The sequence below is a fragment of the Candidatus Amoebophilus asiaticus 5a2 genome (genome assembly GCF_000020565.1).
Lineage (GTDB): Bacteria > Bacteroidota > Bacteroidia > Cytophagales > Amoebophilaceae > Amoebophilus > Amoebophilus asiaticus.
In genome coordinates this window covers 43,964-66,951 of the sequence record NC_010830.1, presented here as the reverse complement: position 1 = coordinate 66,951, position 22,988 = coordinate 43,964, and the positions used below count along the sequence as shown (strand labels likewise).

13 protein-coding genes and 2 pseudogenes are annotated in these 22,988 nt (G+C 35.2%); 8 read left to right on the top strand and 7 right to left on the bottom strand.

Features of this window, described 5'->3' with window-relative positions:
- Window positions 1–153 precede the first annotated feature (153 nt).
- Together truA and AASI_RS00230 are read left to right on the top strand one after the other, a co-directional pair.
- Window positions 154–915, top strand: coding sequence for a tRNA pseudouridine(38-40) synthase TruA (gene truA, locus AASI_RS00235; protein WP_012472273.1), 762 nt, complete (start codon window positions 154–156; stop codon window positions 913–915).
- A 32-nt stretch (window positions 916–947) separates the two neighbouring features.
- The gene (locus AASI_RS00230; protein WP_012472272.1) at window positions 948–2,708 is read left to right on the top strand and encodes an ABC transporter ATP-binding protein; all 1,761 of its coding nucleotides are present in this window, start codon (window positions 948–950) and stop codon (window positions 2,706–2,708) included.
- A 58-nt stretch (window positions 2,709–2,766) separates the two neighbouring features.
- Here AASI_RS00230 and AASI_RS00225 read toward each other — a convergent pair.
- The 5 genes and pseudogenes from AASI_RS00225 to AASI_RS07810 form a co-directional block, all read right to left on the bottom strand.
- A pseudogene (locus AASI_RS00225) lies at window positions 2,767–3,598 on the bottom strand (IS982 family transposase).
- A gap of 130 nt (window positions 3,599–3,728) precedes the next feature.
- Window positions 3,729–4,475 carry a GTPase domain-containing protein gene (locus AASI_RS00220; protein ID WP_187146271.1) on the bottom strand — a complete coding sequence of 249 codons (747 nt, stop codon included), beginning with the start codon at window positions 4,473–4,475 and terminating at the stop codon, window positions 3,729–3,731.
- A 141-nt stretch (window positions 4,476–4,616) separates the two neighbouring features.
- A complete protein-coding gene (locus AASI_RS00215) occupies window positions 4,617–6,008 on the bottom strand; it encodes a GTPase (protein ID WP_012472270.1) in 1,392 nt (463 codons plus the stop codon).
- A gap of 90 nt (window positions 6,009–6,098) precedes the next feature.
- Complete coding sequence (locus tag AASI_RS00210) at window positions 6,099–7,835, bottom strand: GTPase (protein WP_012472269.1); 1,737 nt, start codon at window positions 7,833–7,835, stop codon at window positions 6,099–6,101.
- Window positions 7,836–7,970: 135 nt separating this feature from the next.
- Window positions 7,971–8,144, bottom strand: coding sequence for a ribonuclease H family protein (locus AASI_RS07810; protein WP_238541619.1), 174 nt, complete (start codon window positions 8,142–8,144; stop codon window positions 7,971–7,973).
- Window positions 8,145–8,225: 81 nt separating this feature from the next.
- Between AASI_RS07810 and AASI_RS07490 the strand changes: the two are divergent.
- Window positions 8,226–8,603, top strand: a pseudogene (locus tag AASI_RS07490) (transposase); the annotation flags it as partial.
- A 149-nt stretch (window positions 8,604–8,752) separates the two neighbouring features.
- On the opposite strand, the gene AASI_RS07485 reads toward AASI_RS07490, so the two are convergent.
- Window positions 8,753–12,082: a sodium:solute symporter family transporter gene (locus tag AASI_RS07485; protein ID WP_012472268.1), complete on the bottom strand. Its 3,330-nt coding sequence runs from the start codon at window positions 12,080–12,082 to the stop codon at window positions 8,753–8,755.
- A 933-nt stretch (window positions 12,083–13,015) separates the two neighbouring features.
- Here AASI_RS07485 and AASI_RS00195 point away from each other — a divergent pair.
- The 5 genes from AASI_RS00195 to AASI_RS07480 all read left to right on the top strand — a co-directional run bounded on the left by AASI_RS00195 (window position 13,016) and on the right by AASI_RS07480 (window position 22,068).
- Complete coding sequence (locus AASI_RS00195; protein WP_012472267.1) at window positions 13,016–14,809, top strand: peptidylprolyl isomerase; 1,794 nt, start codon at window positions 13,016–13,018, stop codon at window positions 14,807–14,809.
- 190 nt (window positions 14,810–14,999) lie between these two features.
- Window positions 15,000–17,273, top strand: coding sequence for an ATP-dependent helicase (locus AASI_RS00190; RefSeq protein ID WP_012472266.1), 2,274 nt, complete (start codon window positions 15,000–15,002; stop codon window positions 17,271–17,273).
- 56 nt (window positions 17,274–17,329) lie between these two features.
- Window positions 17,330–17,956, top strand: coding sequence for a DUF4290 domain-containing protein (locus AASI_RS00185; protein WP_012472265.1), 627 nt, complete (start codon window positions 17,330–17,332; stop codon window positions 17,954–17,956).
- A gap of 43 nt (window positions 17,957–17,999) precedes the next feature.
- Complete coding sequence (gene murA / locus AASI_RS00180; RefSeq protein WP_012472264.1) at window positions 18,000–19,328, top strand: UDP-N-acetylglucosamine 1-carboxyvinyltransferase; 1,329 nt, start codon at window positions 18,000–18,002, stop codon at window positions 19,326–19,328.
- Window positions 19,329–19,776: 448 nt separating this feature from the next.
- Complete coding sequence (locus tag AASI_RS07480) at window positions 19,777–22,068, top strand: tetratricopeptide repeat protein (RefSeq protein WP_012472262.1); 2,292 nt, start codon at window positions 19,777–19,779, stop codon at window positions 22,066–22,068.
- 93 nt (window positions 22,069–22,161) lie between these two features.
- Here AASI_RS07480 and AASI_RS07805 read toward each other — a convergent pair.
- A protein-coding gene (locus tag AASI_RS07805) for an IS5-like element ISCaa2 family transposase (protein ID WP_148204898.1) occupies window positions 22,162–22,988 on the bottom strand; the annotation gives its coding sequence in 2 pieces (ribosomal slippage) (window positions 22,162–22,601 and window positions 22,601–22,988; 828 coding nt in all).

The following is a 22,988-nucleotide window of genomic DNA, read 5'->3' as shown; positions in this document are numbered from 1 at the left end:
TTTTTGTTTGAAAACTACGTTGGGATAATAACATTAACCAAATTAAGTTCTAGAAACTGACTGTGAACGTTTGCATACTAGTATATTGCTTGTTCTTGCTTACTAAGTAGCTTATTACCCTCTGTAAATTTTTTGCACCTAACTACTGGTAACATGCGTTATTTTTTGGAAATAGCTTATCAAGGAACCCACTATCATGGATGGCAAATACAGCAGAATGCCACTTCCGTTCAAGCAGTTATTCAAAAAAAGCTAACGCAGCTATTATCAACTAATATAGAAATTGTAGGGAGTAGTAGGACCGATACTGGTGTGCATGCACAGCAACAATTTGCACACGTAGATATGCCTTTTACAATAGATATTGATAAATTAAAATATAAACTTAATTTAATAGTACCTTCTGATATTGCAATATTAGGAATTCACCCAGTCTTACCAACAGCTCATTCTCGTTTTGATGCACTCAGCAGAACATATGTGTATAAAATATCTTGCACTAAAAATCCATTTATGCAGGCAACAACATATGTTTTTAGAAGGGTGTTAGATTTAGAGAAAATGAACGAAGCAGCAGCTATACTTAAAATATATAAAAATTTTGAGAGTTTTAGTAAGGTAGGCTCTATTACGGACCATACGTTGTATCCTAACCTTTGTAATATCATTGAAGCTCATTGGTCGACTGGTAGTAATGACCAACTAATTTTCCAGATTACTGCTAATAGATTTCTTAGAGGTATGGTGCGAGCTATTGTAGGAAACTTACTAGAAGTAGGCTTAGGGAAATGTAGTGTCAAAGATTTTGAGTATACCCTAGTACAAAAAGATCGTAACCTAGCAGCTAGTTTAGTACCTGCTTGTGGGTTAACTTTGGTTAATGTTACTTATCCCGATACTATATTTACAGTATAAAGTATTATTGGCAATTCTCTTTTACATGTTGTATGCTTAATAAATATAAGTCACCTTACAAAATTTTAGAATATAGGCTGCTTAGCAAACTATTTCATTTTATAAAACCATATCAACTGGTTTTTTACATACTTATATTTCTAACACTTGTTATAGGTATTGTAGAGCCTAGTAGACCATATATGATACAAATTGCTATTGATAAACACATAGCTTTGAAAGATCATATAGGTTTATTGGTTATTATTCTATGGATGTTAGGATTGTTATTCTTACAAACACTCTCTCAATATATTCTTGTTTATTTATCTGATTGGCTTGGCCAGCATGTGGTTAAAGATATACGTACAAAGATCTACACTCATGTTATCCAGCTAAATGCTACCTTCCATAATAACACACCTGTCGGAAGGCTTGTAATGCGTAATATTTCAGATACAGAAAAGCTACTAGATGTATTTAGCCATGACTTTGCAGCAGTTTTAGCAGATTTGCTACAGCTTATAGCTATGGCTGCTTTTATGCTTTATATCAATTGGAAGCTAGCACTCTTAAGTTTGACTACTGTACCACTACTGATAGCAGGGACTTATCTTTTTAAAAAGAAGATTGCAAGTGCTTATAAGGAAGTAAACGATGTAGCAACTAAGCTTAATTCTTTTATACAGAGCCGAATTACAGGCATGAGTATCATACAGATATTTAATAGGGAGGACGCAGAGCTAATAAATTTCAAAATGCTTAATGAGGCTTATAGAAAGGCAAATGATAAATCAAACAAGTATTATTCGCTGTATTATCCATCTTTAGAAATTATGCGTGCCATTGGTATGAGTTTACTAATCTGGTATGGTGCTAAAGGTGTTATCAATCAAGTAACCACGTTAGGTAGTCTAACTGCCTTTCTAATGTATATCAAGATGTTTTTTAGGCCAGTCTCCCATTTAGCAGAACATTTTAATACATTACAAATGGGACTAGTTAGCAGCGGCAGAATTATGGAGTTATTAGACAACAAGGAAATAGTAAAAAATACCGGTACTTACCAGCCACAACATATCCAAGGCAACATTAGTTTTAAAGGTGTTTGGTTTGCTTATAAAGAACAAGATTATATTCTTAAAGATTTGAATTTTGAGGTTGCAGCCAATAAATCTTTAGCTATAGTAGGAGCTACTGGAGCTGGTAAATCCACTACTATCAATCTGTTAGAAAGGTTTTATGAGCCTCAAAAGGGAATTATTGAAATAGATGGAGTAAATATACTAGATTATGAAATACATAGCCTACGTAAACATATAGGGTTGGTTTTACAAGATGTATTTCTGTTTTCTGCAACCATTTATGAAAATATAACCTTGGGTGATCATACTATTTCTAAAGAGCGTGTTGTAGAAGCAGCTAAAATGGTAGGTATTCATACATTTATTCAACAACTACCAGGTAACTATGATTATAAGGTTGGAGAGAGGGGCATATCGCTTTCTATGGGACAAAGGCAGCTTTTAGCTTTTGCACGTGTTTTAGTATATAACCCTAGCATTATCATTCTAGACGAAGCTACTGCATCTTTGGACACTGAAAGTGAAAAACTAATACAACAGGCTACATTGACAGTGCTAGCTAATAGAACAGCTATTATTATAGCTCATAGACTAAGTACCATACAACATGTAGATGATATATTGGTACTTGATAAAGGGGAAATTAAAGAGCAAGGAGCCCACCAAAGCTTACTAGCAAAAGATGGTTACTATGCAGCATTACACAAGGTTCAGCAACAAATAGCTTAATTACTCATAACTTTTAATAAGTTTGAGAAGTTGTTTGCTAAATAAATAACCTAAGTTGCTAGTTGAGGAAAGCTTTATTGATTTGAAAAGTTAGCAAGAATAAGAATATTTTGGTCAGAAAACCTCTGAAGGTAACAGCATGAATCTTCCTTAAGAAAAGGCCTTTAATACCACTAATGCTGGTCTCTATCAATTTTCGCATGCGCTCTTTGAGATAAGCCAGAGAAGGCGTATCCTGTCGATGAGCATTCGCTTTACGTTGAGAATAAAGCTTAATCCTATCATCAGCCAATAGCCAATATATCTTCTAGATGGTAGTTGGTATAAGCCGAGTCAGCATAGAGTACACTACCAGCTGGCAAACAGAAAGATAATTGATGCACTCCTTTAACATCTGCTTGACTGCCAGGCACCATTGAGAATCCAACTGGAATACCACTACTGGTTGTAATCAATTGCACTTTAATGCCATAAAAGTAACGGCTTATAGAGGCTTTGTAGCCTCTGTAAGCCTCACCTTACAATAATTTACATCGGCGAGTATGTATGTTATCGCACACAGCTAAGGGAAAGGAATCCAACACAAAATCCTTACAGAAGGCTACTTGCTTGATGAGATTACCTATTGTTAAAAAGAGGGTCGTTATCTCTTGTCCTATAGCGTGCAAACGGCGATTGTACCTACTTTTATCGAGCATGTTAGGGATAAGCGTAGTAGAGTGCATAAACGATCGAGCTTTGTCAAGATGTCCGCCAAAGTATAACGCTGAGACGATAGCTGTTGTTAAGACCTCTGCATCTGACAATTTCCTTTTTCTATCTTCTTGATAATGCAAACATTTGAGTAAGTCGTCAATAAATGTGTATATTGCTATTGATTGGTCAATCATAATGACCTCTGGTTTATTGGTTTATACAAAAACAAGATCGGAGGTTTTTTTATTTTTTTACTTATCAATCACTAGCAACTTAGGTTAAATAATTATGTACACTTTCAAATTTGATTGTCATCTAGTCTCTTTATTCGTATAGTCTTTGCTCATATTTTGTAATATCCAATGGCTTAATATCGGATTCATGTATTTGAACAGATTTTAGCTTGCTTATAAACTCTAATAGATTCTTTCTGTTTTCACTATCAGGTTTAAAATAAAAATTTGGGTTATCTTCTATTTCATAATCCATTTTGAGGATAACTGTCGCAAAAGGCTTCTTTTTGAATGATGTTAAATAGTAATTTAAACCCTTTTGATTAATGGCTTTTATGATTCCTCGAGTAACTTTATTAAAAATTAAACCATATTCAAAAGGAACTTGAATGACATCACAAATTGTATCAATGGTAGCTATATCGGTAGGCCTTAGTCTTCCAGATTTTAGCGTTACAACAAAAATTATTTTATAATTGCTATTCTTTTTTAATGCTTCTTCTATCTCTTTTGCAGCCTTCTCTCGAGTTTGTTTATAGGATAAACCAGGTGTATCAATATATAAGGCATTCTGATATTCATGTTCTTGGTTGTAAAGGGTTGTTCCAAAACTCATAGATACATCAGAGTTGAATACTGCTTGTTGAAAAACAGAATTACATAAAGTACTTTTTCCAACGTTGGAATTACCTAAAAATAAAACAATTTCAGAGGGTTTAAGTGTGTGAGAAGTAGCTTCAGTAGGTTTGCTACAACCGCAACCATTTACTACAAGTGAAATGGATAGCAAGAGCAATACTTGTATGTTGGCTATGGTTTTATAAATGTAAATATGCATAAATTCTAGTTGTATCTTATTTGTTATAGCTTTGTATACTGTCATAAAAAGAAGCCTCAAAATTATTAGTATTAATCAGAAAATTTACACTTTTGTAGCTTCCTTATTTTAGTAGAACACACTAACTTTTAAACAAGTAAATTACAATTCTGTGTGCCCCCCAGGATCCGGATTACATGTAGGGCCTGGTCTATGAAAAATACTTTTTACAATACCACCCACAATAGCACTTCCAATAGCAATTCCAACGTCACCTAAGAAATTTCCAACTTTACTCCAAAAGCCTTCCCCTTTTTTAGCTAATTCTTCGTTTAATTTATTAATTTGTGCATCCAGATCTCTTATTTGTCTCCTATTTTCTTCTTTAACTTTGTTAAGCTCTTCTTCTAGCTTCTTATTTTTTGCTTCTTGTTCTTCGATCTTTTTCTTATAATCCGTAGTATCTAGTGGAATAATATTGGATTCATGTATTTCAGTAGCCTTTAGCTTGCCAAGGAAATTTAATAAATTCTTCATATTTGGACTATTAGCACTAAAATACTCACCTTCCTCGTCTTCCATGTGACTTTCCCTCATAAGCATAGTTGCCGATGATGGTTGTTTAGTAAATGCTTTAAAGTAACCCTCTGATAAGCCAAGTTGTATAAGATTCAAGATGAACTCTTCAGTGAGGTTATTAATATTATTATCTAAGCTTATACTATACTTCTTTACGTATGATTCTACTCCTATACCTATTATTTTTTTCCTAATTCCTGGAGTAACCTTGTTGAAAATTAAACCATATTCAAAAGGAACCTTAATTGCTTCGCAGACTGTTTCAATGGTAGCCACATCTTCAGGGCTTAGCCTTCCACCCTCTAAAGTTATAACAAAGACTATTTTGTAATTGCCATTATGTTTTAATGCCTCTGTTATTGCTTTGCCAGCTTTCGTACGAGTTTCCGGATCTGCTAGACCTGGTGTGTCGACATATAGCTTTCCTTCATGCAGATATTGCTGTTTATTGGTTGTCATTCCTGTTAAAATAGATACCCCGGAGTTAAATATTGGCTTTGAACTTTGAAAAATAGAGTTACATAAAGAGCTTTTTCCAACTCCTGGGTTTCCACAGAATATAATAACCTCCTTCATCCCACCCATCAACCAAGGTTTATGTATTACGACACTTTGAGGTTTGCCTTTTTGCTCTTTAGAGAACTGAATTTGTATACGCTTTTGCTGTGTTTTTCTATCTAGCTTTGCTAAGCTCGCTAGCTCTACCCCTTTTTCTACAACTACATTTACTTCATTATAAATTTTATCTTTTTCATCAAGGGGGTTTACTTGTACAGTTGCCTTAATTTCTTCTTGCCCCTCGTAAAAAGAAACTAAATGCCCCCCATCTGCTGTAAATTCTTGATCTAGTAAATCCTGTATGTTAAACTCTTTTTCGCTATTTAATGGTGCATTGGAAAAGCCTGAGCAGTTTTGTAAAAACAAGCATAGCACTAAAATACGTACTATTATATGTAAGGAGTAAGTATGTTTCATAATAGTCTAAGTTTGTTAGTAGGAAAGTATGCTAGTAATTTATCGTGAATATCCCAAATAAAACTTCAATAATTATTTTTTTAATATGTTTTAAAAGAGCGTACATCCTCCATCATCCTGCTCTGCTCTTAATCTGCTAATCCGTGCATTTAGTTCGGCTACTCGTCTTCTATGCTCCTCTTCTATTCTTCGGTTTTCTTCTTGTATTCTTCTTCTTTCTTGTTCCATCTGAAAAGCTCTTATCTTATAGTCCACTGTCTCTAATCTTTCAATGTCAGACGAGCGTATTTGGTTAGATCTCAATTGATCAAGAAAATTTATCAAACTTTGTCTATTTTGGCTGTTCATTTCAAAATACCTATTATCTTCATCTTCTATCTCTTCGTCCATGCTAAGTATAACTGTTGCGTAAGGTATTTTTTTAAAGGATTCAAGATAGGAGCTTAAACCTTTCTGACTAATTTGGTTTCTAACGCCTTCACTAATTTTGTTTATAACTAAACCATACTCAAAAGGAATTTTGATTGTTTCGCAGACCGTATGAATGGTATCTATATCTTCAGGTCTTAATCTTCCAGCTTTTAATGTTATAACAAATACTATTTTATAATTACCGTTCTTTTTTAATGCTTCTTCTATCTGTTTACCAGTTTCCGTACGAGTATTCGAGTCTGCTAGACCTGGCGTGTCAATATATATCTTGCCCTCATACAAATACTCCTGTTTTTTTGTGGTCATCCCTGTTCTAATAGATACTCCAGATTCAAATATTTTTCTTCCAAAAATAGAGTTACACAAGGTGCTCTTACCAACTCCTGGATTACCGCAAAATATGATAGAATCTTTTGGTTCTGGTTCATTAATATTTAAGTTTTCTAGAAATTGTATTAGTCTCTTTCTGCTTTTATTACTAGATTCTAAATATACATTCCCTTCATCTTCTATCTCATTATCTTTATTAATTATAACTGTTGCACAAGGCCTTTTGTTAAAAAGTATCATATAGTTGTTTAAACCTGTTTGTTTAATATTTTTTCTAACTCCTTTAGTGACTTTATTAAAAACCAAACCATATTCAAAAGGTGTGCTTATTGCGCTACGAATTGTATTAATAGTAACCAAGTCAGTATACTGTATTCTTCCGGATCCTAGCGTTGCAACAAAAACTACTCTGTAATTCTTATTACGTTTTAAAGCCTCTTTTATTTCTGCAGCGGCTTGCTGTAGCATTTGCATGTCTTGTAATCCTGGTGTATCAATATATAGTTTGCCCTCATGCTGATATTCCTGTTTTTCGGTAGTCATTCTTGTTCTAACAGATACTCCTGATTTAAAAACAGCCTTTTGGAATATAGAATTACATAAAGTACTTTTCCCAACTCCGGGAGTACCATAAAAAGCAATAACTTCTTTTCCTCCCCCCACCAGCCATGGCTTATGTACCACTACACTTTTAGGTTTGCCTTTCTGCTCTTCAGCGAACCGAATTTGTATACGCTTTTGCTGCATTTTCCTATCTAGCTTTGCTAAGCTAGATAGCTCTACTCCTTTTTCTACAACAACATTTACTTCATCATAAATTTTATCTTTTTCATCAAGATAATTTAGGTGTACAGTTGCCTTGAGCTTTTCTTGTTCTTGATAAAAGGAAACTAAATGGCCTCCTTCTGCTATAAATTCTTTATCTAATATGGGCTGTATGTCAAGCTGTTTATAATGTTCTTCTATACCATTTAGAGGAGTGTTAGCGAAGCCAGAACAACTTTGTAAAAATAATCCCACAATCAAAATGCATGCTATAAATTGTAATGAGCAAGTATGTTTCATAGCAAACTTAATTTGGTTTATGTGGAAGTATAATAGTAAATATTTTGTATACACAAAATAAAACAAATAAAAAATATACTATAAAAAATAAATTTATGGGGCATCATAGCTTATTGTTCCTACAATGCGCACAAGCTAGGCTGTAAATATTTGGCCCAAACTAAAGCTTTTACGGTGGTGAAAGCTAATCCCTAACTCAAAGATAGCTTGGTAATGCTCCTTGGTAGGGGACATATTAATATTCGAATTATAGCCAGGCTCATGTTCGGCTAACTCTTGCATATACTCGTCTCGATATACTTTAGCTATGATAGAGGTTGCAGCTATAGGATTACAACTCTCGTCTCCTTTTATAATACATTCATGATTGATATAAAGAAAACTTAATAAATTATACTTTCTGTGCGCAGTGTAGGGCTAGTAACAGCACTTTACTTAATGTTGTATAGCTATAATTTTGAAAGATTTGCTAATGTTAAAAAGGTGGCCTCTTATTGTGGGCTAGCACCTTTTGAATATAGTTTGGGCGCAAGTATTAAGAGCAAAAAAGTACATCCGATGGACAACAAGCTACTAAAGAAAAACCTACATATGTGTGCTATAAGCTCAATTAAGAACAATACAGAAATCAAGGTTTATTATGATTGAAAGGTAAAATAAGGAAAAAATAAGAAGAGTATAATCAATGCTATTCGCAATAAAATACTCCGCAGGATATACGCTTGTACAATAGACCAAAGAATGTATGAATATAAGCAAGTAGCTTAACTAACAGTTCTAGAAAAAATCTTCAAATAAAGTTGGCTTTGTCATAGAAATCATCACACCCAGCTATTAATTTAATAGGTTGTGGTCATATGTTAGCAATGGGTGGTGATATTTCTCCATCAATTAAAACTTAAATTAAACATACTATTTTACCTTTTACCCAATACTGCTAAACTTAGCTTTTCTAATTCTCTTGCTATAGTTTCTAATCCTAAATTTTTAGCTAGCGGGACAAAGAAATTCAAGGTCTCATTGGCTATATGTTTTTGCTTGGCAAGTGAAGAATGACCACTGATAGTGCGCATGTTATGTAATCTATCTGCAAGTTTCACAAAAGCGGCCCGCTCATCTTCATAATTCATCAAACGATAGACATTCTCATGGTCTACTGAACTTACTCTACGCAAATTATCTTCTAGGTTGGTTACTTTACTCACTATAAAAGCTACTTTTTCTCCAAATATAGCCCTGATTTGTATGAGCGATAAACTGGTATCTTCTACCTTATCATGCAGTAATGCTGCTACCACTGCATCTTGATCTTGGCAGTATTCCAATAAAATTAATGCTACAGCAATAGGATGCGTAAAGAAAGGTTCGCCTGATTTCCTTTTAATGCCTGCATGGTATCTTTTAATAGTATCCAGTGCCTTATTAATAACCTTACCATCTATCTTTTTCCCTTTTATTTTATCCATTAACTCTTTTTCAAGCTCGATAGCCAATGGATGTCTTACTTCTTCTCCATCTACTTCTACAGGCTCTCTTAATAATTCCATTACTTTGCCTCTTACTTCTCTTACATTCGCCGGAAGTACATACACCTGCATGTGCTCGTTGTCTAGATTGGCATACCCATAATGTGCATGGATGATACGAGCATTTTCTATTAATTTACCTTTTCTAGTATGTTGACTTAACAAAGGCAGTTGATCGATCATATAAAGATCTTTTTTAGTCGGTATATCCTTTTCTATGGTAATGGTAAATTTTAAAGCTGCTAATTGCCTGGTATAATCTTTAATATAATCTACTCGATGACCTAGCTTGGCATCTTCTACTATCACGGTGATAGGTTGATTCGATAGGTTGTGCTCTTGAATATATAAGATAGCGTTGACTAATAACTGCTTGAGTTTTGCTGCATCGCCATGAATGGATTCTTCTTTTGTCAGTCTTTTAGTTATCCATTGAGTCATGTTATCAAGCTCTTTGAGCTTAAGAATATCTTTAACTTCTAACAAAAGCTGATCTAAATTAATTGTAGTTACTTCTAAACGCATATAATCTGTCATTCGGTAGATGATTTGTTGTATATAAGCAGCCGTAGTATCATCAAATAATCTTTTTTCATCCTCACTTAGTTCTTTTATTATTTGTTCTCTATAGCCTAAAATTTCTGCTAGCTCGTTACTCTTTTCTTCATACAACCTAGCTAGATAAATATTTTTACTTTCTAATTTCTTCTTATTCTCTTTAAATCTAAAGATGGCAATTAGAAAGCTGCTCAGTAAAAGGATGCCATAAACCACTTTGAATTCACCCGCCAGATCAACATCGCTACAATGTAAGTTGCCGCAATATAGATATAAGACCACGCTGCCTATAGCCATGCCTGCAGTTGAAAGCAGCAACATAAGTGGCCAAGATAGTAGAAAAGCAGCCATAACCAGATTCAACATAAAAATCATCACTTGCACTTGGTGAAAGCCGCTCATCAGGACTAAAATGGTTCCCACAACAAAGAGAATATAAAATATTCCTATCGGCCAAGCAAAGGCAATAAACCATTTAGCTTTGAAAGTAGGCGGCCATGCCGGATAAGTTAGAAAACCAGCTGTTGCAATTAAAACAGAATGTACGGCAAAGTCATAGAGCTTTTGGTGATGGGTAACGATTGCTTCTGGTATGGTGAAGAATGAAGCATAAGTAGCTCCTATTACATAAATAGCAAACAACGTATAAACAACTTCATAAGTCGGAAGATTCTTTTGTAGATATGTATAAGTATGGGGATGCTTAATAGTATAAACGAACCTTCTCCAGCTTTCCCAGCGGCTTTGTCTAGCTGCTAAAAGCGGGCCTTTCTCTTTAATACCTACCCAGCCCCCTTTTTCTTGTAAAACATAATGGCTGATCATATAAAATAGCAAATTAGCCATCATACCTGGCATCAGGCTACTGATATCTGTATGAGCTAAGAAAACGTTCCACCCAACAACAGTTATAAAACCAGCTGTCATGCCTATAAGAACTGCTCTATTACTGCTACGAAAACCAAAAATAGCCAGTAATAACGGTACGGTCACAATAGGCATATAAAAACTCCCCGAGAGCAATAAGAGTTCTAATAAATCTGTAGTATGGATGGCTAGTGCTAGCGCACATAGCCCCAATCCTAGGGAAAGCAATCTAGTTATTGTAATAGATTCCACCCAATCACTTTTACGTGGCTTAATAATATCATTCACAGCTAACACAGCCGCAGCATTAAGATCAGAGTCTGCTGTAGACATGGCCATCGCTGTAATACCAATTGCAATAAGCCCTTTCAGACCTGGATAAGCATATTGGTTAATAAGGTGATTGACAAGCCCGCTAGGCTCTAAATTAGGATTATCTGCAAGCAGTAAAATAGCAATCCAAGCTACTGATATAATCATAATCAGGGTAATGCCTGCTGCGTAAGTGAAAGAGGACTTAATTTGTTCAATAGTCTTTGCCATGGCTATCCGCTGAAATATAGGGGGATTCATACCAGGAATAATAAAATATAACATTAAAGCTAGCGCACTTAACAATTTAGGATTCCACGATAGGAGTGCTTTAAAACTAAAAATGGGGTTGGTAGTGATGGTATGTAACACCTGACTAGGATTTTTCACATGGTTCCAGACGATCAAGGCTAGGATAGGAATAAAAATAACAAAAGCAATGAACTGGAATAGATCAGTAATAAGAACCGAACGGATACCCCCAAAGGCTGAATACAGAATAACAATAGAGGCAGCAGCAATAGTAACTGAAGGTCCTTGTAACCCTAACAATAAGGTTAACATTTTAGCGATCACCTGGAATTGTAGGGCAATGGCACCAATAGCCCTCAAAATTCCACTTATAGCAGTAATGATACGCACAGCGGGCCCATATAGATCCCCCATAGACTCAGCTACCGATAAATTATTTAAAAACTCCCCCATCCGAACAGATAAGACCTGGCCAATCAATAGCAAGCATATCGTTCCTCCTGCTGTAACTAGAATAAATTGTAGCCCACTGGTATAAATATTCTGCAAAGCATAAAATAGAAATCCACCCCCTACCGAGGTAGCTACAACAGTAGAGGTCAGCGTAGCAGTCGAGAAATCTTTATTGCCAATTGAGAAATCGCGTAAGCTTTTTACACGCCTTCCAGCTAGTAAGCCTATAATCAAGTTAACACTTAAAAAAGCGGTAAATAGAATAGTATCGATAGACATAAAAACATAATTAAAAGGTTATTTCTTAAGTCCTATACGGGTAGGATAACTAATATGGTAGACATTATAGCTAATTTTTATCAGCTAGCCGATAATAACTTTTATAATTTTACTTATTTCTCTTTAGATACAAGGTAAATAGCATCTTAACTAGACAAGCAACTAGAAAATAAGCTGCCCGATAGCTGCCTATAAAAGTAAAAGTATATGTTGAAAGCAAAGAACAGATCGATCGTAGTAAAATTATGCTGGGCAAGGTTTAATTAGACCTGCTGCGAAACAACTGTTATAAAAAAACAGAGGAGTATTTTTCACAATTTAGAGAACACAAAAAATAAAAATAGGCATTTAAAGTATAAAAAAGGTAGGTTGATTTTTTGTAGATAGTAAATTTATCTCTCAAAAATCCAATAGTTTTATCAATTTTCTGTTTCGCAGCGGCTCTATTGACCCAAGCACAAAGATCTATTGAAAACAATAAGGGGATGGGACCTTCACTTGTCTAGCCACGTTAGGTACAAGCACGCACCTTATCAAATCAGATAGCAAACGAACCTACCCCCCCTTATTGTGGGTAGTCTTTACTTTTCCTCTCTTAGTATCTAAATAGTGGTTGATACGAAATAAAGAGAATAGGGCAATTGCCCAATCCAATTTTACTAAGTTTTTCAAGGAATGCTACAAATTTTAGATATCTTTTAGCAGAAATTGTAGTATTATGCTTATAGTAGTGTAGAAGAATATTGGTATATAATTAGCTAAAGTAAAAAGAAGGTTAGTTATTTATTATGTATTAATATCAATTTAAGGTGATTGAGAAAACTAAGAATTATTTAGTTATAGTTATCTATGAAATACTTTTAGCATCGCTATCAATTATAGTTTATAAAATATTATCTTTGACATTAAACTTTAAATCATACTCGTAAAGTAATGGCATTAATAGGTAAAATACGTGAGAGAACGCGTCTTTTAATAGTCGTTGTTTCCATTGGGCTTTTGTTCTTTATAGCTCGTGAATTATTTGGTCTTAATCCTTTAACATCTAATAACTCTCCTATAATAGGTAAAGTAGCAGGTAAAGAAGTTACTTTAAGGGAATTTCAAGATCGATTAGATGATTTGCAACATAATTTCTTAATGCATTATGGACAAAGCCCTGATGAGGAAGAAAATACAACTTTAAGAAAACAAGCTTGGAGACAGCTAACCAATGAAATTATATACGATAAAGTATGTAAAGATTTAGGTATAACTGTTGGCTCAGATGAGTTAGTAGATATGGTACAGGGAACCCATATCCATCCTGATTTGAAGGCTGCTTTTACCAACCGAGAAACAAAAGAATTTAACAAAAAAGATCTGCTCGCTTACTTACAGAGCTTAGCTCAAGTGCCAGCTAATAATCAAAGACATTGGCATACATTAGAAAGAATTTTAGCTGCCTCTCGTTGTCAGGATAAGTTCAACCAATTAATGGATCAGAGCGTATTTGTAAACAGTTTAGAGGCGCAACATCAGTTTAATATCAATAATACTACGCTAGATATACAATACCTCTACGTGCCCTACAAAAGTATAAAAAAGGAAAGTACCAGCATCACAGATGCTATGCTGAAAGAATATCTTGCAAAGCATACTGCTGATTATCAGGTAGAAGAAAGCAAACATATCCGTTATGTAACTTTTCCTATTGTAGCGTCTAAAAATGATAAATTAGCATTCCAGAAAGAACTACAAAAATTAAAGGAAGATTTTGCTAATACTCAGGAAGCTAGTGCATTTGCTAGCATACACACTGACACAGATCCTACACTTGTCTACTTACAATGTACAGAAAAAGATTTACCTGCTCCTTTGGTAGAGCATAAGAATACCTTAAAAAAAGGGATGGTTGTAGGTCCTTTAGCAATAGGTAAGGACTATAAATTTTATAAGGTAGTTAACCTAGTTGACGCAACTCCTAAAAAGTATGAACTTGTTGTTATTGAGAAAAGGCTAGCGCCAAGTGATGAAACAAAAGAAAAGATATTTAGAAAGGCCGATGATTTTGCCAGTCAGGTAACTAATAAAGCACAGTTTGAAACACAAGTTGCAAAGTATTCTTTGCAAGTACAGGAAGCAAAGGTAGGTAAAGATGATACGGATATAAACAAGTTAACCAATGCTAGGGAATTAGTACGCTGGTTATATAATAGTGCAAAAGTTGGGCAAGTCTCTTCTATATTTGAATTAACGAATAACTATGTGATAGCTATGGTCGCCTCGCATACTCATGCAGGTACCGCTTCATTAGATGAAGTAAAAAAAGATGTAAAACAAAAAGCAATCAATGAACAAAGGGTAAAAATTATTACAGAAAAACTCCAACCTATAGCTAACCTTCCATTAGAGGAATTAGCAAAACAATATGGGGGAGAAGCAAAAATATTTACAGTTCCACAGGTTAAATTTAGTGCTAATACCTTACAAGGAATAGGTTCGGCTCCTAAAACAATTAGCCAAGCCTTTAGCTTACAACCAGGGCAAAGGTCTAAAATTATTGCTGATCTTTCTGGTATTGTAGTCCTTGATGTTATACAGCACCAAACATCGAAGCTACCTGATTCTTGGCAGGGTAATAAAGTAGAACAAGCTAGATTAGAACGGTTCAAGCAGGTTTATCAGCTATCTAAAGCATTAGGGAAATTAGCAAATACACAAGATTATAGATATAGGTATTACTAAGTGAAAGACATTACACATACCTTGCTGTATCCCTGTAATTGATATATATATGCTACTGGTGCCTACATAAGTATATGGGTTATATGGTAGGTGGGCACTTATGCTTGGCTTCTAGTAAAGTAAAATAAGCATGTGTACTCTTGCATTTATAATTAGCTACAATTACAATTAATCATCTAATCATCAACCCATGATAGTTCCTCTAGACATGCTTAATGAGCAGCAGCGGCAAGCAGCCGTTAACACAGAAGGGCCGTGTATGATTATTGCTGGAGCAGGTGCAGGTAAAACAAAAGTACTTACCACTCGCATCGCTTATCTGATCCAGGAAAAAAAAGTAGATCCCTTTAAGATATTGGCATTGACCTTTACTAATAAGGCAGCTAATGAAATGAAAAAGCGTATTGAGCAAGTAATAGGGCCTGCAGCCAAAAACGTCTGGCTAGGTACTTTTCATAGTTGTTTTGCAAAACTCTTGCGTATTGAAGCAGATAAAATAGGATACCCTAGCAGCTTTAGTATATATGACACTACAGATAGTAAATCGCTGCTTAAATCCATTATTAAAGAGATGAATTTAGATGATAAGACTTATACACCCAATACAGTCTTATCTCGCATATCCTCTGCTAAAAATAGGTTAATTACAGCACAAGAGTATATCAACAACCCTATATACCAGCAAGATGACGAAGAGGCTATGAAGCCCAAAGTAGGAGAAATCTATGTACAGTACGCAAAACGTTGCTTGCAAGCTGGTGCTATGGATTTCGATGATATCCTTTTAAATACCTATTTACTACTTAACCAGCACTTAGACATACTTTATAAGTATCAGGAAAGGTTTCAATATATTCTTATTGATGAGTTTCAAGATACTAACTTAGCTCAGTATGCTATTGTAAAAGACCTAGCAGGTATACATAAAAATATATGTGTGGTGGGGGATGATGCACAGAGTATTTATGCATTTAGAGGTGCCAACATACGTAATATCTTAAATTTTGAAAAAGATTATCCTAACCTCACTATTATCAAGCTAGAACAAAATTACCGTTCTACACAAAATATAGTAGAAGCTGCTAATGGAATTATTAGAAATAATCAATTACAACTAAAAAAAAATGTTTGGACGGCTAATGAGAAGGGGGAAGTTATTGGTTTGATTCGTGCAACTACCGATGCAGAAGAGGGTAGATTAGTAGCTGCTTCTATATTTGAAATAAAAATGCAAAATCAACTAAGAAATGAAGATTTTGCTATTCTATATAGAACCAACAGCCAGTCTAGAGCTATTGAAGAGGCACTTCGAAAAATAAATCTACCTTATCGTATGTTGGGCGGTACCTCTTTCTATCAACGGAAAGAAGTAAAAGATTTGTTGGCTTATTTACGCTTTATAGTCAATCATAATGATGAAGAGGCGCTTAAACGTATTATCAATGAGCCTAAACGAGGTATAGGCCCTAGTAATATTGAGAAGATGGTTGTAGCAGCGAGCGATCATGGCATACCTTTATGGGAGGTAATGTGCAATGCTAAGAATTTTTTAAGTGGCCGAGTGGCTGAAGCTGTAGAGGAGTTTGCCCATATGATTCAAGCTATGGCACTAGATCTTACTAAAAAAGATGCATATGAGATAGCCAGCGAGATTGCTAAAAGATCAGGGTTACTTAAATCGCTTTATGAGGATAAGACTGTAGAGGGACTGGCTCGCTATGAAAACGTACAAGAGCTCTTGAGTGGAATAAAAGCTTTCACTGCTAACCCTGAGCAAGTAGATACTAGCTTGGCTACCTTTTTGCAAGATGTAGCATTAGCTACCAATAATGAAAATGAAGAAGATGGAGAGGATAAAATATCTTTAATGACTATACATGCAGCTAAAGGTTTAGAGTTTAAATATGTGTACATTGTTGGTATTGAAGAAGATCTTTTCCCTTCTTCAATGATGCTAGGAAGTAGAGAAGATTTAGAGGAAGAAAGACGATTATTTTATGTGGCTCTTACTCGCGCGCAAAAGAAAGTTTTCTTATCTTATACTATAAGTAGGTATCGTTTTGGCAAATTAAAGCAGTGCGAAGTAAGCAGATTTATTGGAGAAATAGACCCAGTCTATTTACACATGGCTCATGTTACTAACAGCTATACTGAGAAGTCAAATACCAACTATACCAAGCAATTTATTAGTAGCATGCGAATTACACCTCAGCAAAAAAGTGTCAAAGTTAAATTTCAAGCATATGCGCAGAGCAGCAAGCCAGCTTTCCAGCCTAGCGACACGTCTCAACTTAAATCAGGCATGCAAGTAGAACATCCTACATTTGGTATAGGTATGGTAATCTCCGTAGAACTAACAGGAACTCATAAAAAGGCCAGAATTGCTTTTTCAGAATCAGGTGAGAAGACTCTGCTACTTAGTTTTGCTAAGCTAAAGATTTTGAATAATTCTGTAGAAGGATAACCTCAACTTTACCATACGATCTTTTATCATAACCATAGAATGTAAACTATAACTGCATGCACACGTATAATACGACCGAAACACCGTTAAAACTTAGAGAGTATGGTAGAAATGTACAGAAATTGGTTGTTCAACTTCAACAAGTGAAAGATAAAGCTACCAGAAACCAATATGCGCAATCCATTTTAAAGATAATGAACTTGCTTCATACAGGTAATTCAAAATTACCTAATGATCAGGCTCAAAAGTATTGGGATGACCTTTGTATTCTTGCTGATTATAAACTAGACGTGGATAGTCCTTATCCTATGCCAAGCAAGGAGCTCTATATGAATCGACCACAACGCCTTGCTTATTCTAAACAACCTATTAAATACCGGCATTGTGGTCGCCATATAGAGCTTGTTGTTAAAAAGGTTTTAGAAGAAACAGATCCTGCTAAGCAAGCTGATATGCTTGTTAGTATAGGAAAACTTATTAAGAATTTTAGTGCTGCATGGAATAAAGATAATATGGATAGTAACACTGTCTTGTCTATTATACAGGATTTAGTGGGAGATAAGCTGGCTATAGATATAGAAAAGTTGAGAAGCCAAAATACCTTCAACACTGTTAATAGTGTACCCAAAGCTAAAAGTAAAGCTTATAGAAGAAAGAAAGTTAGCGTTGCTTCTAAAATATAGGAAAAGTAACTTAGCTCTACTTTTAAAATAAAATAGATATACGATGAGCAAGCTCAGTAAATTTAAAATATATGGCGGCAAGCCGCTCCATGGTACCATTCAACCACAGGGTTCTAAGAATGAAGCATTTCAGGTAATGTGTGCAGCTTTGCTTACTACTGAACCTGTTACAATTTATAATGTCCCTGATATATTAGATGTACATGAGCTCCTTATCCTATTTGGAATTTTAGGAGTAAAAGTTCAAAAAATAGATCAACATACTTACCGCTTACATGCTGCAGATGTCTCTGTAGATACTATTGATATAGAGGCACTAACAGCACACGGTGGTAAGTTGAGAGCCTCAGTTTTAATGTTAGGGCCTTTGGTAGCACGTTTGGGCAAAGCCATTATACCACAACCTGGCGGAGATAAAATCGGAAGAAGAAGGCTAGATACACACTTTATAGGTATAAGTAGGCTGGGGGCTACTTTCAACTATGATGAGCACCAGCAAGTGTATATGGTAGAAGCAAAAAATAAGTTGCAAGGAGATTATATTCTGTTAGATGAAAGTTCTGTAACTGGAACTGCCAATATAATTATGGCAGCAGCTTTGGCACAGGGTAAAACAACTATCTATAATGCCGCTTGTGAACCACATATACAGCAACTATGTAAAATGTTGGTGCAAATGGGAGCACACATAGAAGGTATAGGTTCTAACCTGTTAACAATTTATGGTGTAGAAACATTGTGTGGTACTGAACACACGATTTTACCAGATATGTTGGAAATAGGTAGCTTCATCGGGTTAGCGGCTATGACTAATTCTCATCTAACTATTCAAAATGCTATTAGTAGCGATCAATTATTAGAGCCAGCTTTAAGTAGGTTTCGAAGTTTGGGAATCAAGTTAGATATAACTGGTTCTGATATTACTATTCCTTCTCAAAGCTCGTATGAAATCCAACAAGATATTAATACGCACCGCATACTAACATTAGCAGATGCTGTTTGGCCTGGTTTACCCTCAGATTTGTTAAGTATTTTGTTGGTTACAGCCATACAGGCTAAAGGGTCAGTATTATTTCATCAAAAGATGTACGAAAGCCGTTTGTTTTTTGTTGATAACCTTATTGAGATGGGAGCAAAATTGGTATTATGTGACCCACATCGGGTACATGTAGTAGGGCTTGACCGTTCTTCTCCCCTTAAAGGTATACGCATGACTTCTCCAGATATTCGGGCGGGAATATCTCTTTTAATAGCTGCTCTTTCGGCAGAAGGTAAAAGCATTATAGAACATGCCAACCAAATTGATAGAGGATATGAGAGAATTGAGGAAAGATTAAAAGTGTTAGGTGCCGATATAGAAAGGATTGAATGATAACGGGGCATGTATTAATTGTTAAGTATGCTATAATCGGATCATATGATAGATGCTAAATTAAAACTCTTGCATAACTAAGCTCTCATATATAACCGGATAACTAATACTTAGTTATGCAAAAAGTTAACTGCCTTAGTTAAAGATATACTAAGAATCTGATAAAAAAAGTCAGCAAGACAACCCATCAGAGAGAAAATGCCATTGTGATACCCCAGGAAGTTATGAATTTCAAGAAAGGAGAATTTATGGGTAACATTGTTCATCATTCAGGTGGCTTTTTTAAATGAAATTGCAACCTTTATCTGCGTATCACAAAAATCTTTCGCCTAAATACTTTAAGACGCTTCCAACCGTGTGTGAACATGTAGATATAGATGCTAACTTTAAGAAAATTAAAAGGGAAGTGGGAGAAATTACATGTTTATACAAAAAATAATTAAGAATTATGGCAACAATTATCACACTCAGTAACCATAAAGGAAAAGGCGTAAAAACGACCTTTGCTATAAACCATTCAAAATTAATATTAAACAGCCTAATTTTTTGTGCGCTAGGATTAAGTATAATTTCCTGTTCCACGGGGTTAGTAAATACCAACCAGCAAAGTTTTCCCTTAATTATGCATGTAAAGCCAGAAGGATTATTAGAGGCAGAAACGACGATAGAAGCTCATTTCAGTCTAGCCAACAATGCTGAAATAGCGAATTTAAAAGATTGTCAATTAAAAGTTAGTATCACACCCAAAGGGAATAGCCATATCAAGTTGCTATATACTAATGCAGCAGGCAAACAAAAAAGTGTGCCAAATATTGCTAACAACCTTACTTTCTTTACAGATAAAACTGGGGTGGACATAGAAGATGAGGTTTTAGTAATACCTTTTAAGCTTATTCCAGCCGTAGGGGTAGATACAGTGCAAATTACATTTGAACTTTTGGATTACGAAGGAAGACGCATACAAACATGTCATACAACCTGGTATAATAATCAATCTGCCGGCTTAGGAATGACATCAAGCAAGCAAGTAGATTCCTTAGAAATAGAGGAAAAAGAAGGCCAAGTATCCATCATAGCAGGAGAACAGGCATCAAGTACCTTCATAACAGACCAACAATTACAGTCAGTTAGTGATTACCCTACACTTACAGAAGAAATAAGCAGCAAAGAAGAAGTAGTGGAAGGACAACAGCAAGTAGCTCCTATTACTATAAATTATAATTCCACGCGTATCTTCAAGTTAGCTAAACTTGCTAATGCTAATAATAGAGAAGCTCAAGAAACCATTGTTGGAGGGTATTTAAGAGTAGGTGTAAGACCTTATCTAAAAGATTTTATCAGTCCTTTTAATTGGGCAGGAATAAAAGATAAGGCATTAGAAGATGAGCGATATGTTTATCTTTTGTTACGTTTTTTAGGGGAAGAAAAACAGGGTTGTATAGATACAGATATTATTAGTAACATTCGCAGGCATGCAAAAATGGGGAATGTCTTGGCCCAAAATAATTTAGGATATATGTATAGGAATGGAGTAGAATTTCCCCTTGACTATACAAAAGCAATCAAATGGTATACCAGGGCAGCCAAAGCAGGCAATGTACTGGCACAAACTAATTTGGGTTATATGTATGACAAAGGATTAGGGGTAGCACCTAATTCCAAACAAGCGAATAAATGGTACAAGAGAGCAGCTAAACAAGGCTACGCGGCTGCACAAACCAATTTAGGACTCTCGTATCAGAAAGAATTAGGAGTAGCTCAAGACTACAGGAAAGCTTTCAAGTGGTGTATGAAAGCAGCTGAACAGGCTTATGGAGATGCACAAGCTAATTTAGGGATTATATATCGCGATGGTTTGGGAATTGAGAAAAACTATGAACAAGCGTTAATGTGGTATACCAGGGCAGCTAGCCTAGAAAATAGAGTTGCACAAGCTCATTTAGCATGCATGCATATGAGAGGTTGTGGAACACCTATAGACCATGATAAAGGCATTTATTGGCTTATGAAAAGTGAAAACCAAAAAAATATGTTAGCCGCTCGTTCATACCTTCCTCAAGATTCTTCCACCAATACAGCCTCTCAAGAAGAGCCAAATGGAATAGGGGAAGAGCTCCTTAAAACATGGCAAGCAATGATTATACAAAAAGAGCAAGGCCGTCCCCATACCCATGCTATCTTACCACTCGAAGCTTATCGACAGTTAGAAATAATAATGAATAAATTTACCCATTGGGCACATAAAATAAGTAGCAAATCTGGCTTAATGATTAGGTGCGATAATATTAAAGGACAGGATATAGTGAGTACCATTGAAAATTACCAGAGATTATCCGGCACTACGCCCTTTGTAGAGTCATATATAGTGCAAGGTAAAACTTACATTAGTTTTGGCCAGGATAATGTCCAACTATCCAAAGAAATTGTAAACGAGTTAATTCAGCGAATGAACTACAAGCAGGCTAAAGGCATATTAAAACAGCTTCAATTAATTTATAAACAAGCCCAGGCAGAATCAGCCGGTAAAGCAAGTTATCTGGAAGAGCAACTAAATTTCTTGCCATTAGTCGAAAAAAGAAATAAACTTTTAAAGAGACTAGAAGAAGCAAATAAAATAGGAGGGCTGTTTACTTTTAAACTACAGGATATAGAAGAAGAGGCTGATCAGTTTAAGGCTTATTATAAGCTACTAATGGAAGAAATTAAAAAAGGAGAAGATAGACGTAAGTGGAAATTCTAGTACACGCCATCTTTGACTTCTGATCAAATTTGGGGTCTATCACTTAAATTTCTATTATTTCTTAGAAATCGTAAAATAGACCTCTTTCGAAACTTAAATTGAGAGTTCATAATTATGGATTGCGGCTATTAAATTAAACCTAAGGCCAAAGCGTTTTCTTCTATTACGATATCTATCAGAAAGGATTTTAAAGCGTTTAAGCATGGCGATAACATTTTCATTAAGTACCCTTTGGCTGGCTAATAGGGCATTGCTTCTTCTCTCCTGTTTAGTTAAAGGGTGCTTGCGAGTTCGCTTTTTAGGAAGTTTTGTTTTCGCATGTAGTTTGTTTAAACCCTGATAGCCTGTATCTGCTATTACTTCTATTTGTTGATTAATGCGAACTTTAGACTCTTTGAACAAGCGAAAGTCATGCCGTTTTCCATTTGTAAAACTGGTGCATATTACTATTTTGCTTTGCTTGTCGACAATAAGTTGACTTTTGAGTGTATGCCTTTTTCTTTTTCCAGAGTAAAAGTGTCTTTGCTTTTTTTAGGTCGCTCAATAGGGCTTTCTGTAGCATCTATTAGTATAACCTCATACCCACACTCACTTTTGCGTAGGGCTTTCCTACCAGGCAGAGCAAAGGCTGGATGCTTGATTAAAGTGTTTTCTATCCACTTTATTCCCTTGTATGCACTACTCTCACTAATGCCATAACTTTGTGCTATATGAAAATAAGTGCGGTATTCCCTTAGATATTCTAAAGCCATTAACAACTGGTCTTCCATACAAAGTTTATGCTTACGCCCACCGCGGGTCCTTTTCTGTATGTTAGCTTGGTTAAATATAGCTATCATTTTGTCAAATGTAGGACGTTTAATACCTGTTAAACGACGGAATTTCTCTTCTTCTAACTCCTTTGTTTGCTCATATTTCAT